At 44.9% G+C, this 15,843-nt stretch carries 15 protein-coding genes; 14 read left to right on the forward strand and 1 reads right to left on the reverse strand.

What is annotated here, in order from left to right; all coding sequences use genetic code 11:
* Positions 1 to 54: 54 nt before the first annotated feature.
* The 14 genes from greB to hemN all read left to right on the forward strand — a co-directional run bounded on the left by greB (position 55) and on the right by hemN (position 14,487).
* Positions 55 to 540, forward strand: coding sequence for a transcription elongation factor GreB (gene greB / locus QS795_RS00945; protein ID WP_036948453.1), 486 nt, complete (start codon positions 55 to 57; stop codon positions 538 to 540).
* Positions 541 to 654: 114 nt separating this feature from the next.
* Complete coding sequence (gene ompR, locus QS795_RS00950; RefSeq protein ID WP_036948456.1) at positions 655 to 1,374, forward strand: osmolarity response regulator transcription factor OmpR; 720 nt, start codon at positions 655 to 657, stop codon at positions 1,372 to 1,374.
* The gene (gene envZ / locus QS795_RS00955; protein WP_286271628.1) at positions 1,371 to 2,702 is read left to right on the forward strand and encodes a two-component system sensor histidine kinase EnvZ; all 1,332 of its coding nucleotides are present in this window, start codon (positions 1,371 to 1,373) and stop codon (positions 2,700 to 2,702) included. Before ompR ends, envZ begins: the two co-directional genes overlap by 4 nt.
* Before the next feature lie 511 nt (positions 2,703 to 3,213).
* Positions 3,214 to 4,257: a phosphate ABC transporter substrate-binding protein PstS gene (gene pstS / locus QS795_RS00960; RefSeq protein ID WP_286271629.1), complete on the forward strand. Its 1,044-nt coding sequence runs from the start codon at positions 3,214 to 3,216 to the stop codon at positions 4,255 to 4,257.
* A 111-nt stretch (positions 4,258 to 4,368) separates the two neighbouring features.
* A complete protein-coding gene (gene pstC, locus QS795_RS00965; protein ID WP_036948465.1) occupies positions 4,369 to 5,325 on the forward strand; it encodes a phosphate ABC transporter permease PstC in 957 nt (318 codons plus the stop codon).
* Between the two features lies 1 nt (position 5,326).
* A complete protein-coding gene (pstA, locus tag QS795_RS00970) occupies positions 5,327 to 6,208 on the forward strand; it encodes a phosphate ABC transporter permease PstA (protein WP_154602251.1) in 882 nt (293 codons plus the stop codon).
* 38 nt (positions 6,209 to 6,246) lie between these two features.
* Complete coding sequence (gene pstB / locus QS795_RS00975; RefSeq protein ID WP_154602252.1) at positions 6,247 to 7,023, forward strand: phosphate ABC transporter ATP-binding protein PstB; 777 nt, start codon at positions 6,247 to 6,249, stop codon at positions 7,021 to 7,023.
* Positions 7,024 to 7,036: 13 nt separating this feature from the next.
* The gene (gene phoU / locus QS795_RS00980; protein WP_006663093.1) at positions 7,037 to 7,768 is read left to right on the forward strand and encodes a phosphate signaling complex protein PhoU; all 732 of its coding nucleotides are present in this window, start codon (positions 7,037 to 7,039) and stop codon (positions 7,766 to 7,768) included.
* 240 nt (positions 7,769 to 8,008) lie between these two features.
* Positions 8,009 to 8,848 carry an ABC transporter substrate-binding protein gene (locus tag QS795_RS00985; RefSeq protein WP_036948477.1) on the forward strand — a complete coding sequence of 280 codons (840 nt, stop codon included), beginning with the start codon at positions 8,009 to 8,011 and terminating at the stop codon, positions 8,846 to 8,848.
* Between the two features lie 74 nt (positions 8,849 to 8,922).
* Positions 8,923 to 9,675: an amino acid ABC transporter permease gene (locus QS795_RS00990; RefSeq protein WP_154638567.1), complete on the forward strand. Its 753-nt coding sequence runs from the start codon at positions 8,923 to 8,925 to the stop codon at positions 9,673 to 9,675.
* Position 9,676: 1 nt separating this feature from the next.
* Entirely contained in the window at positions 9,677 to 10,429 is a 753-nt protein-coding gene (locus tag QS795_RS00995) for an amino acid ABC transporter permease (RefSeq protein WP_286271639.1), read from the forward strand.
* 227 nt (positions 10,430 to 10,656) lie between these two features.
* Positions 10,657 to 11,991: an NCS2 family permease gene (locus QS795_RS01000; protein WP_286271641.1), complete on the forward strand. Its 1,335-nt coding sequence runs from the start codon at positions 10,657 to 10,659 to the stop codon at positions 11,989 to 11,991.
* A gap of 388 nt (positions 11,992 to 12,379) precedes the next feature.
* A complete protein-coding gene (yihI, locus tag QS795_RS01005; protein WP_286271643.1) occupies positions 12,380 to 12,898 on the forward strand; it encodes a Der GTPase-activating protein YihI in 519 nt (172 codons plus the stop codon).
* A gap of 215 nt (positions 12,899 to 13,113) precedes the next feature.
* Positions 13,114 to 14,487, forward strand: coding sequence for an oxygen-independent coproporphyrinogen III oxidase (gene hemN / locus QS795_RS01010; RefSeq protein ID WP_286271645.1), 1,374 nt, complete (start codon positions 13,114 to 13,116; stop codon positions 14,485 to 14,487).
* Between the two features lie 212 nt (positions 14,488 to 14,699).
* Here the strand turns inward: hemN and ampC are convergent, their stop codons facing one another.
* A complete protein-coding gene (gene ampC, locus QS795_RS01015; RefSeq protein WP_286271650.1) occupies positions 14,700 to 15,842 on the reverse strand; it encodes a class C beta-lactamase in 1,143 nt (380 codons plus the stop codon).
* Position 15,843 lies beyond the last annotated feature (1 nt).

Here is a 15,843-nt window from a genome sequence, read left to right on the forward strand (position 1 = left end):
CAGATTATATTTTATAAAATATTATAATTATCCGATTTATATACCTTTAATGAAATGAATAAGAGCCTTTTAATTACCCGTGAAGGATGGGACGCTTTAGACAAAGAACTTAAATATCTTTGGAAAGAAGAGCGCCCTCGAGTAACACAATCCGTCTCTGAAGCCGCAGCTCAGGGGGACCGTTCCGAAAACGCAGAATATATCTACGGTAAAAAACGGCTGCGGGAAATAGACCGCCGTATTCGTTTTTTATCCAAAAGATTGGATCAGCTTAGAATTGTTGAACCCGATCCTCGACAAGAGGGGCGTGTGTTTTTTGGCGCATGGGTTAAGCTTGAAGATGATAATGAAAATATCAGAATTTTCCGGTTAGTGGGGGCTGATGAATTTGATCCTGCTAAGCAGTGGATTTCTATCGATTCACCAGTCGCTCGCGCATTAATTGGCAAGCAGGTTGATGATGAAGTGGTCGTTACCACGCCGGGCGGAAAAGTCACGTATTTTGTGCTAGAGATTAGCTATAAACCATTAATCAGTTAAAGAGTAAAATGATTCATTAAAGTTAGTGTTAATGGTAAATTAATGGCATGAATATTATTTTTGTTACTTTCATCAGCAGAATAATTCTAAAATTCCACACTTTGGGGGCTATAAATGCAGGAAAGTTATAAAGTTCTCGTCGTCGATGATGATATGCGTTTACGTGCTCTGCTTGAACGTTACCTCACCGAGCAGGGTTTTCAGGTAAGAAGTGCAGCGAATGCTGAACAGATGGACAGGATCCTAACGCGGGAATCTATTCATTTAATCGTATTGGACTTAATGCTTCCTGGGGAAGATGGCTTATCCATTTGCCGTCGTTTACGTAGTCAAAACAACCCAATTCCAATCATTATGGTTACCGCGAAAGGCGAAGAAGTTGATCGTATTGTGGGCTTAGAAATTGGTGCAGATGACTATATCCCTAAACCGTTTAACCCTCGTGAACTGTTAGCGCGTATTCGTGCGGTGCTGCGTCGCCAAGCGAACGAGTTACCGGGTGCGCCATCGCAAGATGATGCCGTCATCACTTTTGGTAAATTCAAACTGAACCTCGGAACCCGTGAAATGTTCCAAGGCGAAGAAAATATGCCATTAACCAGTGGTGAGTTTGCGGTGTTGAAAGTATTAGTTTCTTATCCACGCGAACCATTATCTCGTGACAAACTGATGAGTTTGGCTCGAGGTCGTGAATACAGTGCGATGGAACGTTCTATCGACGTTCAAATTTCACGTTTACGCCGTATGATTGAAGAAGATCCTGCGCACCCACGTTACATTCAAACCGTTTGGGGCTTAGGATACGTATTTGTTCCAGATGGAAGTAAAGCATGAAGCGACTGAGGTTCTCACGACGTAGTACATTTTCTCGCTCGTTATTTTTGTTCGTTGCGCTCCTGTTCGCAAGCCTTGTGACCAGCTACATGGTTGTATTGAATTTTGTTGTGATGCCAAGCTTACAGCAGTTCAATAAAGTGCTTGCTTATGAAGTGCGAACATTAATGACAGAGAAAATGGTTCTACAAGATGGAACCTCAGTGCGAGTTTCACCCGCATTACGTAAAAAAATCTACAATGAGCTCGGGATTACCTTTTACGCCCATTCAGCGGCGATGGAAGAGGGATTAAACTGGGCAAAAGAGTATGATTTTCTAAGTGAAAACATGTCGGAATACTTAGGTGGCAAGGCCAGCGTGCATCTGGAACTTGGGCGTGAGTATCCGATATTGTGGTTAACATCCTACCTAGCACCGGATATTTGGGTGCGCGTTCCACTCACCGAAATCGGTCAAAATCAGTTTTCTCAAGTTTTCCGCTATACACTCACGGTCTTCCTCACTATCTTTGCAGGGGTTTGGCTCTATATTCGCTATCAAAATAAGCCATTATTGGAGCTGGAATATCACGCGGGTGAGGTCGGAAAGGGGCATGTTATGCCGCCGATGCAAGAGAAAGGTGCCACTGAGGTGCGTGCGGCTATTCGCTCGTTCAACCATATGGCGGCAGGGATAAAATCCCTCGAAAATGATCGTACAGTATTAATGGCAGGGGTCAGTCATGACCTTAGAACGCCACTAACCCGCATTCGTCTCGCAACGGAAATGATGGGGCCTGAAGATGGTTATCTTGCTGAATCTATCAATAAAGATATTGAAGAGTGTGACGCAATCATCGGTCAATTCATGTCTTACCTGAAAACAGGGCAAGAGATGGATATGGAGTTCTGCGACCTTAATGTCATTCTGAATGAAGCCGTTGCCGCAGAAGCGAATGTGGTGGGCGATATCGAAACGAATCTGGTGCCGGGCGCCGTGATGTTTAACGGTAACCATCTGGCTATCAAGCGTGCAATCACTAACATGATTGTCAACGCATACCGCTACGGTAATGGTTGGATAAAAGTCAGTAGCGGCAAAAATGAAGATTATGTTTGGTTCCAAGTCGAAGATGATGGTGCAGGTATTAAAGACGAAGATATTCATCGACTCTTCCAACCCTTTGTTCAAGGGGAAAAAGCGCGCAGCAATACCGGTACAGGGCTGGGGCTCGCGATAATTCGCAGAATTATTGATGCTCATGAAGGGAATATTGAGATCCATAAAAGTGAGCGCGGTGGGTTTGCTATTCGAGCCTTGCTCCCTCTCAAAGAACGCGAAGACTAAATATCTCGTCGTATTTCGCGTTGTAGCGTTGTTGGCTGCGCTCGTTAACCCTAGTCACATACTTGTGTATGCTCCCAGGGATAACTTCACTTGCCGTATCTCGTCGTATTTCAACTTGTAGGGGTGTTGACTACGCTCAGCTACTCAGGTCACATACTTATGTATGCTCCCTGAGATATCTTCTCTTGTCGCCTACCTACAAGCTGAAATACTTAGAGATATGTTGTGTAGAAAGATAGAAAGAGAAAGAAATTTTTTCATTTATGACAATATGTCATATTCCAAACGCTAAGCTGTCATATTCATCAATCTTATTTAGTTGATTGAAAAATAAGAAAATAATCATTTTTATCCCATTCTGCTACACTTAATCATGTCGATAAAATCCGCAAATGTCATAAAACTGTCATAAAGATGACATATTGCCGTAACTCAATTGTCCTATTTTCCCTACCGTGACATACACCCAATAATTTAATACTTGATTATTTCTTACATCCCCGGAGGGATTATGAAAATGATGCGTACCACACTAGCAAGCGTAATGGCAGCAACCTTATCTCTGACGGCAATGTCTTCTTTGGCTGCTACCAGCCTGACCGGAGCTGGCGCGACATTCCCTGCTCCTGTTTATGCGAAGTGGGCAGATACTTATCAGAAAGAAACAGGTAATAAAATTAACTATCAGGGGATCGGTTCTTCTGGTGGTGTAAAACAAATTAATGCAAAAACAGTTGATTTCGGTGCGTCTGATGCGCCATTGACTGATGAAAAACTCAAAGAAGACGGCTTATTCCAATTCCCAACCGTGATTGGTGGCGTGGTTTTAGCAGTAAACGTTAAAGGCATCCAATCTAATCAGCTGGTTCTTGATGGTAAAACGCTGGGCGACATCTACTTAGGCAAAATTGCTAAATGGAATGACCCAGCCATCGCAAAACTGAATCCAAACGTAAAATTACCTGACCAAAACATCGCAGTGGTTCGCCGCTCTGATGGTTCTGGTACCACATTCGTCTTCACAAGCTACTTAGCAAAAGTTAGCTCAAATTGGAAAGATGAAGTCGGTGCAGGTTCAACGGTTAACTGGCCGAAAAACAGCGTAGGCGGTAAAGGTAACGACGGTGTTGCAGCCTTTGTTCAACGTCTGCCAGGCTCTATCGGTTATGTAGAATATGCTTACGCAAAACAGAATAATCTTGCGTATACTAAGCTGGTTTCTGCAGATGGTCAGCCAGTTTCACCAACAGGTGAAAGCTTCAGCGCAGCAGCGAAAAAAGTGGACTGGTCTAAATCATTTGCACAAGACCTGACTAACCGTGAAGGCGCTAACGCATGGCCAATTACCTCAACCACATTCATCTTAGTTCACAAGCAACAAGCGGATGCTGAGAAAGGTAAAGCGGTTCTTGATTTCTTCAACTGGGCTTACGACAAAGGTGGTAAACAAGCAGAAGCATTAGATTACGCTGTGTTACCTCAAGAAGTTGTGACCGCAGTACGTGCAGCATGGAAAACAGAAGTAAAAGATAGCCAAGGTAAAGCACTGTTCTAAGTGCCCCTCGGGTTGGAAAAGGGTAAGCGGGTGCTGAGGAATAGCTCCCGCTTATTCACCGTAGTAACGTAAGTCCTACTGAAAAGTAGGCATGGAATGAGAACAAAGCGCATGGCCGAAAAAATAACGGCATTCAAAGCCCCTAGTAAATCGGGCGACGTGATTTTTAGTGCATTAGTCAAAATAGCAGCGCTAATCACTCTCCTCATGCTTGGTGGCATTATTATTTCCCTGATTTTCGCATCTTGGCCAAGTATGCAGAAATTCGGGTTTTCGTTTTTGTGGAATAAAGAGTGGGATGCGCCAGCAGAACAATTTGGTGCATTAGTGCCTATTTACGGCACTATCGTCACATCATTAATCGCTCTGATTATCGCCGTACCCGTGAGTTTTGGTATCGCATTATTCTTAACAGAGCTCGCGCCTAACTGGTTAAAACGCCCATTAGGTATTGCGATTGAGCTTCTCGCTGCAATCCCAAGTATTGTTTATGGTATGTGGGGACTGTTTGTCTTCGCTCCGTTATTTGCAGAATACTTCCAAGAACCCGTTGGTAATGTCATGTCGAGCATTCCAATTGTTGGCGAACTGTTCACCGGTCCTGCGTTTGGTATCGGTATTCTTGCTGCGGGTATTATCCTCGCCATTATGATCATTCCTTACATCGCCTCGGTAATGCGCGATGTATTTGAACAAACTCCTGTGATGATGAAAGAGTCAGCCTATGGAATTGGCTGTACTACATGGGAAGTGATTTGGAACATCGTTCTGCCTTATACCCGTAATGGGGTGATTGGCGGGGTGATGCTGGGGTTAGGTCGTGCTCTGGGAGAAACCATGGCGGTGACATTCGTCATTGGTAACACTTACCAGCTCGATAGCCCTTCACTGTTTATGCCGGGTAACAGTATTACCTCTGCGCTGGCGAACGAATTTGCTGAAGCGGAAAGTGGTTTACACACAGCGGCACTGATGGAACTTGGTTTAATTCTGTTTGTGATTACCTTCATCGTTCTGGCGATTTCCAAGCTGATGGTAATGCGCCTTGCTAAGAATGAGGGACGCTAATATGTCGATTTCTGAACCTGTTGTAGTGAATCAAAAAGAACGTGCACGCCGCCAAGCATGGCGCCGTCAAGTCAACAGAATGGCATTATTAGTCTCCATGCTGACGATGGCATTTGGTCTGTTCTGGTTAGTGTGGATTTTATTCTCCACGGTAACCAAAGGGATTGATGGCATGTCCCTCAATCTGTTTACTGAAATGACACCGCCGCCAAATACAGAAGGCGGTGGTTTGGCGAACGCCATTGTGGGAAGTGGATTGCTAATCTTATGGGCGACCGTTATCGGAACACCATTAGGGATTTTAGCGGGCATCTACTTAGCGGAATATGGTCGCAAGTCGTGGTTAGCTTCGGTGACGCGTTTTATTAACGACATTCTGTTATCTGCGCCTTCAATTGTGGTTGGTCTGTTTGTTTACACCATTGTGGTGGCTCAAATGCAGCATTTCTCGGGTTGGGCAGGGGTGATTGCACTTGCATTACTGCAAATCCCAATTGTTATCCGTACCACTGAGAATATGTTGAAGCTCGTGCCTGATAGCCTGCGTGAAGCGGCTTACGCACTGGGCACACCAAAATGGAAAATGATTTTATCCATTACATTAAAAGCATCTGTATCTGGGATTATTACCGGTATTTTGCTGGCTATTGCGCGTATTGCGGGGGAAACCGCACCGTTGCTGTTCACGTCACTGTCGAACCAATTCTGGAGTACCGACATGAATGAGCCAATTGCTAACTTACCAGTGACTATCTTCAAATTTGCAATGAGTCCGTTCTCTGAATGGCAGGAATTAGCATGGGCAGGGGTTCTCCTTATCACCCTATGTGTTCTGTTAATCAATATCATTGCCCGTGTTGTGTTTGCACAGAAAAAACACTAATCCCAGACGAATAAAAGAATTGATAGAGAGAAGTAGCCATGATTAATGCAAACGATATTGCAAACAGTAAAATTAAAGTTCGTGACCTTAACTTCTACTATGGAAAGTTTCACGCGCTGAAGAATATCTCTTTAGACATTGAAAAGAACAAAGTGACCGCGTTTATCGGCCCATCAGGTTGTGGTAAATCCACGCTGCTGCGTACCTTCAACAAAATGTACGAACTGTATGGCGAGCAACGTGCTGAAGGCGAAATTTTACTGGATGGTCAAAACATCCTGACTGACAAACAAGACATCGCGTTATTACGTGCGAAAGTCGGTATGGTGTTCCAAAAACCAACGCCATTCCCAATGTCTATCTACGACAATATCGCGTTCGGTGTGCGTCTGTTTGAAAAGCTGTCCCGCGTCGAAATGGACGAGCGTGTGCAGTGGGCACTGACAAAAGCGGCACTGTGGAATGAAACCAAAGATAAACTTCACCAAAGCGGCTACAGCCTCTCTGGTGGTCAGCAACAGCGTCTGTGTATTGCGCGTGGTATCGCTATTCGCCCAGAAGTTCTGTTACTCGATGAGCCATGTTCTGCTCTGGACCCAATCTCAACGGGGCGTATTGAAGAGCTGATCACGGAATTGAAGTCAGAATACACGGTGGTGATAGTGACCCACAACATGCAACAAGCAGCACGCTGTTCGGATTACACGGCATTTATGTACTTGGGTGAGTTAGTGGAATTTAACAACACTGACAAGATGTTCACCACCCCTGAAATGAAACAAACTGAAGATTATATTACTGGCCGCTACGGTTGATATGGAGCCGACGATGGATACGCTGAACCACAACAAACATATATCAGGGCAGTTCAACGCTGAACTGGAACATATCCATACTGAGTTGATGACCATGGGAGGGCTAGTTGAAGAGCAGCTCACCAAGGCTATCACTGCGATGCATAATCAGGATGAAGCCCTAGCGCGAGAAGTGATTGCCAATGACCACAAAGTTAACATGATGGAAGTGGCAATCGATGAAGAGTGCGTCAAAATCATCGCCAAGCGCCAGCCAACAGCGAGCGACTTGCGTTTGATTATGGCAATCTCAAAAACCATCGCTGAACTGGAAAGAATCGGTGACGTTGCGGATAAAATCTGCCAAACCGCACTGGAAAAATTCTCTCAGCAGCACCAGCCATTATTGGTGAGCTTGGAGTCATTAGGTCGCCATACCGTGCAAATGCTGCATGACGTGCTGGATGCTTTTGCGCGCATGGACTTGGAAGAAGCTATTCGTATTTATCGTGAAGATGAAAAGGTAGACCAAGAGTACGAAGGGATTGTTCGTCAGTTAATGACGTACATGATGGAAGATCCGCGTACCATTCCAAGCGTCTTAACTGCGCTGTTCTGTGCTCGCTCCATTGAGCGTATCGGTGACCGTTGCCAGAACATTTGTGAATTTATTTTCTACTATGTTAAAGGGCAAGATTTCCGCCATGTGGGTGGAGACAGCCTTGAAAAAATGCTGACTAGCTCGAAAGACAGCAACAAAGAGTAACTGTTAAACCACTGGGGTGTCCGCACCTCAGTGTTCATCTTCTTCATTTTCTTCTTGCTCGATAAGAGTCTTAATCTGCAACATTTTAGGGGTCGCTCCGATGGATTTTCGCCCCTTTTTTTATGCTCATTCATATTCCAAATTGATATAAATATATTATTTAATATTATTTCAAGTGCTAAGAAATAGTTGATAGCTTGTGATGGTCAATTTACGCAAATTTACCGTTAGGGGCATTCAATGAAAGCACGTTTTCTTACTTCCGCACTTTTAGTTGCAGGTCTGGCGCTGACAGCGAATGTCGCTAGCGCAGATAAATTAGATGATATTAAACAAGCGGGAGTGATCCGCATTTCTGTTTTTGACAGTAATCCCCCATTCGGATTTATTGATCCTAAAACCAAAAAACTCGCCGGCTATGATATCGATATCGCTCAAGCGATTGCGGATGATCTTGGCGTGAAATTAGAGCTGCGTCCAACCAACCCGGCTAACCGCATTCCACTGCTAACATCCGGCAAAGTTGATCTGATTGGTGCCAACTTCACAATTACAGACGAACGTGCAAAACAGGTGGATTTCTCCATTCCTGACTTTGCAACAGGGCAAAAATTTATCGCTCGTAAAGGCGTACTGAAAACCCCTGAAGATATCGCCCCACTGCGTATTGGTGCAGATAAAGGCACCGTGCAGGAAGTGACTCTACGTGAACGTTTCCCAAATACCAAAGTGATTTCTTATGATGACACTCCCCAAGCCTTTGCTGCGCTGCGTAATGGCAACGTTCAAGCGATTACCCAAGATGATGCGAAGCTGGTGGGCTTGCTAGGTAATTTGCCAGAAAAAGTGAAAGCAGACTTTGAAATTTCACCGTTTAGCTTAACTAAAGAGTACCAAGCGTTAGGCGCGAGCAAAGGGGAAACACGTTTAATTGAGAACGTAAACGCCACCTTGCTGAAACTGGAGAAAGAAGGCAAAGCGAACGAGATTTACAACCGTTGGTTTGGTCCAGACACCAAGGCGGCACAACCACGTGGTGAATTCAAATTTGCCCCATTGAGCGAACAGCCTAAATCTTAAGTTAGTGATGAAGTTTAGTGAGAGTAAACGCCCCTGCCATGTTGCAGGGGTTGTCAGTTATAGCGAGGCGAAATATGTTCGACAAATTTTTCAGCGGTGACTTCTGGTCTGCGCATCTACTAGCACCACAATACCTTGAGTGGTTTGGCTATGGCTTTTTGCTCACAGTCTGGATCTCGGTTTGTACAATCATCGCTGCCACGCTATTAGGTTTTATTGCTGCTTCAGCAAGAGACAGTCAAATTGCACCACTACGCTGGTTTGTGACCGTTTATATTTCGATTTTCCGTAATACGCCACTACTGGTGCAACTGTTTTTCTGGTACTTCGCCTCGGGAGAGATCCTCCCTGAATCAGCGATGGAATGGCTGAATACGCCTCATGAAATTGAATTTTTAGGGATAACATTAAGCTGGCCATCCTTTGAGTTTTTGGCGGGATTTGTTGGTTTGACGCTATACACCGTACCTTTCATTGCGGAAGAAGTGCGCTCAGGTATCCGAGGAGTGCGCCAAGGGCAGAAACAAGCGGCTCTCGCTTTAGGACTGACTTCATGGCAGTCCATGCGTTTAGTGATTTTACCGCAAGCCGTAAAAATCGCGTTACCGCCACTGTTAGGGCAATACATGAACGTCGTCAAAAACTCATCATTAACCATGGCGATCGGGGTAGCGGAGCTCTCTTATGTATCACGCCAAGTGGATAGTCAATCATTACAAACATTTGCTGCATTTGGTTTGGCGACAGTACTGTACATCGCAATCATCGCCGTAATGGAAGGCTGGGGTCAGTGGCGACAACAGCGTCAGTTGGCTCAGGGGGTATAAGATGGATTTTTCAGTCATTACGGATAACTGGCAATATTTGCTATTTGGGGCTTACCCTGATGGACCATTGGAAGGAGCCGCTTTAACACTAATTATGAGCATATTGGCTGGCGCCACATCTATTGTCCTCGGCACATTGGGCGGTATTGCGCTGGCGATGCTACGTGGTTTCTGGATGAACCTTTTTGCCGCTGTTTTAGGGTTTTTCCGTGCCATTCCCGTCATTATGTTGATTTTTTGGACTTACTTTTTATTGCCGATTGTCTTCGGAACCGAAATTCCAGGCGTTGCGGCGGTAGTATGTGCACTGGCGTTGATCACTTCAGCCTATTTAGCACATGGCGTGAAAGCGGGAATTTTAGCTATCGGTCAAGGGCAATGGAATGCGGGATTATCTTTAGGGTTTAACCGCTGGCAAGTGTTATGGAATGTGGTGTTACCTCAAGCCTTACGCATGATGGTGCCTTCCTTTATTAACCAATGGGTTGCGTTAATTAAAGATACCTCTCTGGCGTATATTGTAGGAGTGGCGGAGCTGTCATTCTTAGCCACACAGGTGAATAACCGTGAAATGATTTATCCGCTGGAAGTGTTCCTGTTTGTGGCATTTATCTACTTTGTGATGTGCCTGTCAGTAGAAATTATTGCCAATCAAGTGGCGAAAAGACTCAGTGATAAAAGTGCAGTGCGCAGCCGTTCAGCAAAACGTGGTTGGCTGTTTTGGCGCCGTCAAAAGCTGATTGCGCTTTCTTAATTGCATAAAGGCGGCGAAATTCCGCAATGGCGGTATGACAACCGCCATGTCTCTCTCGATATTCATTTACAGTATCAGTCAGTTAGAATATGTGACTTATTTAAAATGACGCAATCGTTTTCTTTTGGATCGTTTAGTTGTACCATGAGCCGAAAAAAACTTTTTTTCGTGCCCACCACGCATCTATTGGCAATCTAGGGCATGACATTTCGACAAGGCGCATTTTAATGACTAATCAATCATCTGGCTCCTCGCAATCGCAGGGTCTGTTTCAGCGTGTGTTTAAATTACAAGAACACGGTACCACCGCAAGAACAGAGCTTGTTGCAGGGTTCACCACCTTCCTGACGATGGTATATATCGTTTTCGTTAACCCACAAATTTTGTCCGTCGCTGGCATGGATATCAAAGCGGTATTCGTAACTACCTGTTTAATCGCAGCCATCGGCAGTATTTTAATGGGCTTACTGGCTAACTTACCTATCGCCGTTGCACCTGCGATGGGGCTAAACGCTTTCTTTGCCTTTGTGGTCGTTGGGGCGATGGGTTATTCATGGCAAGTCGCTATGGGTGCGGTATTCTGGGGCGCAGTGGGCTTATTTATTCTGACGTTATTCCGTATTCGTTACTGGATCATCGCCAATATTCCTCTGAGTTTACGTGTGGGGATCACCAGCGGTATCGGTCTGTTTATCGCCATGATGGGACTGAAAAACTCCGGTATTATCGTCGCAAATCCAGATACCTTAGTCTCGATTGGTAACTTAACTCACCATAATGTGTGGTTAGGGGCATTAGGCTTTTTCATTATTGCCATTTTAGCGGCGCGTAATATTCATGCGGCAGTATTGGTGTCTATCGTCGTGACGACGCTGATTGGCTTAGCGCTGGGTGATGTGAAATATACGGGCATTTTCTCAATGCCACCAAGCATTACCAGTGTTGTTGGCCAAGTGGATTTTGCAGGCTCGCTGGATCTGGCACTTTCTGGGGTTATCTTTGCCTTTATGTTGGTAAACTTGTTTGACTCCTCGGGCACCATGATTGGGGTAACCGACAAAGCCGGCATTACCAATGAGCGCGGGACTTTTCCTCGCATGAAACAAGCACTGTATGTGGATAGCTTAAGCTCGGTAGCCGGTTCCGCAATGGGGACTTCGTCCGTAACGGCGTATATCGAAAGTTCTTCAGGGGTATCGGTGGGCGGTCGTACAGGTTTAACCGCGATTGTCGTCGGTGTGTTATTCCTGTTGACGATGTTTATCTCTCCGCTGGCAGGCATGGTTCCTGCTTATGCAACCGCAGGCGCGCTGATTTATGTTGGCGTTCTGATGACTTCAAGCTTAACGCGCGTGAAATGGGATGACTTAACGGAATCCGTTCCCGCGTTTATTACTGCGGTCATGATGCCATTTAGCTTCTCGATTACAGAAGGTATTGCGCTAGGGTTTATTGCGTACTGTGCGATGAAGATTGGTACAGGGCGCTGGCGTGATCTGGGTCTGTGTGTGATCCTTGTCGCAGCGATGTTCTTGTTAAAGATGATCTGGATCGACGCCTAATATGCTCGAATGCTCGTCATATTTTGCACTGTAGCGGTGTTGGCTTCGGTTGCTAACCCTAGTCACATACTTATGTATGCTCCTAGGGATTAGCAACTCTTGCCGCCTTGCTACAGCACAAACTATTTAGAGCATTGGAAAATATAGCAACTTGAATTAGTTAGAATATTTCTCAAGGTGACTCTCTATTTTTAGTTCAAGACCCTTCAACCAGTTTCCCTTTTTGTTGCTTGCATGCAACTCAAATTATTTAAGGTATAATCATTAAAGTACTGTTGCGAATGCAAAGTGAGATAAAATTCACCTAAATTGCAAAGTAGTGCTTTCGCTGCTTAAGGGATCCTGCTAGATTCCGCCGCAGAAACTGATTTTATCAAGGTAGCAAACCATGAATTCACCGAAAAAACCGACCGCGAAACCGAAGAAAAAATACCGTAAGACAAAAGAAGAGCTCAACGCAGAAGGCCGTGAGCGTAAACGCGAGAAAAAACATCGCGGGCATAAGTCTGGTAGTCGTAACCAAGACGGCTCTTCGAATGGTCAAAAAAATGGACAGAATGTTCAGGCTGACCCACGCATTGGCAGTAAAAAACCAGTTGCGCTGATTGTCGAAGATAACAAACCGACTGCACGCCCTGTGGTCAAAGAGCAGCCTGTTGCTAAAGAAAAACTGACCCCAGAAAAAGAGCTGGAAATGTTGGAAAGCAACGATCGCTTAGATGCGATTCTGGCACGTCTGGAAGATGGCGAAACCATCACTGCGCAAGAGCAACAATATGTTGATACCTGCTTAGATCGCATCGATGAACTGATGAATCTCCTCGGTATCGAATATGCAGACGAAGACGGTGATGAAGAGGAAGAAGAGAAATTTGATGACATTATGCGCATCTTAAAAAGTAAATAATTTCCTCTCTATTCATTCCTCCCGTGCTAAGCGGGAGGAATTCTGCTTAATTTCTCGCCTATCTTCCTTTTCTTTGATGTTGCATCGGATCTGTATTTTCTAACATCGCTATAATCTTTGCGGTATAGACTCTTTACATAAATCGCTAAAAAATAATCTAAAGAGATATAATTAACAGTGATGCTTTCGAGCTTGTGGTCAATTAAGGAATATCAATGTCAGAGCAAAATATTGTTTGGGATCTCTCTCTCATCCAGAAATATAACTATTCAGGCCCGCGTTATACCTCTTATCCAACAGCCTTAGAGTTTAATCAAGACTACAACGAACAGGCTTTTATTGAGGCAACCCAGCGTTATCCTGACCGTCCTTTGTCTCTGTATGTGCATATCCCGTTTTGCCACAAACTGTGCTATTTCTGCGGCTGTAATAAACTTGTCACTCGCCAAAAGCATAAAGCGGATGAGTATCTACAAGTCATTGAAAAAGAAATTATCCAGCGTGCTGCATTACTCAAAAACCGCACTGTCACCCAAATGCATTGGGGCGGCGGTACACCAACGTATCTAGACAAGGCGCAAGTGAGTCATTTAGTTGGCTTGCTGAAAAAACATTTTCATTTTGCGCCGGATGCGGAGATGTCCATTGAAGTCGATCCCCGCGAAATCGAGCTCGACATGATTGACCATCTGCGCAGTGAAGGCTTTAATCGCCTAAGCATGGGCGTTCAAGACTTTAATAAAGAAGTGCAAGTTCTGGTCAACCGCGAGCAAGATGAAGAGTTTATTTTTGCGCTCATTAAACGCGCCAAAGAGACTGGCTTCACTTCAACCAGTATCGACCTGATTTACGGTTTACCAAAACAGACTCCTGAAAGCTTCGCGTTTACATTGAAAAAAGTGGCGGAGCTTGCGCCTGATCGTTTAAGTGTTTTCAACTATGCCCACTTACCGAATCTGTTTGCGGCGCAGCGTAAAATCAAAGATGAAGACCTGCCAACAGCAGAGCAAAAACTGGATATTTTGCAAGATACTATCGCAACGCTGACATACGGCGGTTATCAATTTATCGGGATGGATCACTTTGCTCGCCCGGAAGATGAACTGGCAGTGGCACAGCGAGAAGGGATTTTACATCGTAATTTCCAAGGTTATACCACCCAAGGGGATTGCGATTTATTAGGGTTAGGGGTATCGGCAATAAGTATGCTCGGCGATAACTACGCTCAAAATCAGAAAGATTTAAAAACTTACTACGCACAAGTGGAAGAAAAGGGGCATGCCCTATGGCGTGGCTTGGTGTTAACCGACGACGACTGCCTGCGCCGCGATGTGATCAAAACATTGATCTGCAACTTCCAATTGAACTTTGCGCAAATTGAAGCGCTCTACCCAATTGACTTCAAAACCTATTTCAAAGAAGACCTAGAACTGCTCAAACCAATGGCAGAAGATGGGCTGGTGGAAGTCAGTGAGAAAGGGATAAAAGTCACGCCACGCGGGCGTTTGTTGATTCGTAATGTGTGTATGTGTTTTGATGTGTACCTACGAAGTCAAATGAGATTACACCAATTTTCTCGCGTCATCTAAATGTTCGTCATACTTCACGCCGTGGCTTTGTTGTCTGCTCTCGGTCACTCGGGTCACATACTTTTGTATGCTCCCCGAGATAACCTCGTTTGACGCCTAGCCACAACTTGAATTATTTAGAACATTGGATGCTTGGCATATGACTATTTTGAGTATTAACTTTTCGCCATATAGTTATTTAGAACATTCCACATTCTGCATATTTCACTGGGTTAGTGTTTCACTTTTTCGATTAGCTGGTAGGCGGTGTTGATGCGCTCAGGGATTGGGTACCACTGGTTGGAGAGCAGCACCACGGCGATTTTTTCCTCGGGGATAAATACCGCGTAGGTGGCGAATCCGCCGGTGGAGCCAGTTTTGTTATACAGCGAGCGGGATTCTGGTGGCATTGGTGGCTGAATGGCGTCCACTTTTTGCGGTTTCAGTGCCATATCATCACGGTTACCCTGTTGTAACTGGGCGAGTGAAACTGGCCACGGGTAACTTTCCCACATCAAATCTTGCACAAACGAATCCGTCATATACACGCCAGCATGTGTATCTTCCACCGCTTCTTGCCACGGTTTCGCCACGTCGGCCACTTGCATATTAATATCTAAAAAGTGGATTAAATCCTTCGCATTAGACTTCAAACCATACGCTTCATTATCTAAAATTTGCGGCGTCACACGCACCGGTTGATGCTGCTTGTTATACCCTTGAGCATAATTTTTTTGCTGATTTTGCGGTACCTGTAAATAGGTATGCTTCATGCCCAAAGCCGGTAACATCATCTTTTCCATCGCATTTGGGAATGACTGGTTCAGCTGCTTAGCGGTAACCATGCCTAATAAACCCACACCAAGATTGGAGTAAGAACGGTACTCACCGATAGGTTTTACAGGGGACCACTGCTGATAATAATGGATTAGTTCTGCGCGGTTAGTTACTGCGTCTGGCACAAATAGCGATAAGCCAGAAGTATGAGTCGCCAGATTCATCACTGTCACTTTATCAAATGCGCTATTTTTTAATTCGGGTAAATAATGGCTGACAGTTTGTGCAAAATCTAACTTACCTTGCCCTTGAGCATAGGCGGCAAGCGTAGCAGTAAACGTCTTTGATAAAGAACCGATTTCGTACAACGTATTGTTGCTTACAGGCACCTTGGTTTGTTTAGACTGTACGCCATAGTGATAAATAAAATGTTCACCATCTACTGAAATGGCAACGGACATCCCCGGAATCTGCTGTTGTTTCATCAACGGTTTAATAATGCTGTCCACATCTGATTGCGTTAATGCCGCGCTAGATAGTGAGGTAAATGCCAAACTCAGGGCGACAAGCAGCCGTCCGCGACGAAAAAGATTTTTCATA

This window comes from Providencia zhijiangensis (genome assembly GCF_030315915.2).
In the GTDB taxonomy this organism is placed as follows: Bacteria; Pseudomonadota; Gammaproteobacteria; order Enterobacterales; family Enterobacteriaceae; genus Providencia; species Providencia zhijiangensis.

Bases quoted from the DNA above. Each gene is read 5' to 3' on its own strand.
- greB (WP_036948453.1), top strand. From the start codon at position 55: ATGAATAAGAGCCTTTTAATTACCCGTGAAGGATGGGACGCTTTAGAC.
- ompR (WP_036948456.1), top strand. From the start codon at position 655: ATGCAGGAAAGTTATAAAGTTCTCGTCGTCGATGATGATATGCGTTTA.
- envZ (WP_286271628.1), top strand. From the start codon at position 1,371: ATGAAGCGACTGAGGTTCTCACGACGTAGTACATTTTCTCGCTCGTTA.
- pstS (WP_286271629.1), top strand. From the start codon at position 3,214: ATGAAAATGATGCGTACCACACTAGCAAGCGTAATGGCAGCAACCTTA.
- pstC (WP_036948465.1), top strand. From the start codon at position 4,369: ATGGCCGAAAAAATAACGGCATTCAAAGCCCCTAGTAAATCGGGCGAC.
- pstA (WP_154602251.1), top strand. From the start codon at position 5,327: ATGTCGATTTCTGAACCTGTTGTAGTGAATCAAAAAGAACGTGCACGC.
- pstB (WP_154602252.1), top strand. From the start codon at position 6,247: ATGATTAATGCAAACGATATTGCAAACAGTAAAATTAAAGTTCGTGAC.
- phoU (WP_006663093.1), top strand. From the start codon at position 7,037: ATGGATACGCTGAACCACAACAAACATATATCAGGGCAGTTCAACGCT.
- QS795_RS00985 (WP_036948477.1), top strand. From the start codon at position 8,009: ATGAAAGCACGTTTTCTTACTTCCGCACTTTTAGTTGCAGGTCTGGCG.
- QS795_RS00990 (WP_154638567.1), top strand. From the start codon at position 8,923: ATGTTCGACAAATTTTTCAGCGGTGACTTCTGGTCTGCGCATCTACTA.
- QS795_RS00995 (WP_286271639.1), top strand. From the start codon at position 9,677: ATGGATTTTTCAGTCATTACGGATAACTGGCAATATTTGCTATTTGGG.
- QS795_RS01000 (WP_286271641.1), top strand. From the start codon at position 10,657: ATGACTAATCAATCATCTGGCTCCTCGCAATCGCAGGGTCTGTTTCAG.
- yihI (WP_286271643.1), top strand. From the start codon at position 12,380: ATGAATTCACCGAAAAAACCGACCGCGAAACCGAAGAAAAAATACCGT.
- hemN (WP_286271645.1), top strand. From the start codon at position 13,114: ATGTCAGAGCAAAATATTGTTTGGGATCTCTCTCTCATCCAGAAATAT.
- ampC (WP_286271650.1), bottom strand. From the start codon at position 15,842: ATGAAAAATCTTTTTCGTCGCGGACGGCTGCTTGTCGCCCTGAGTTTG.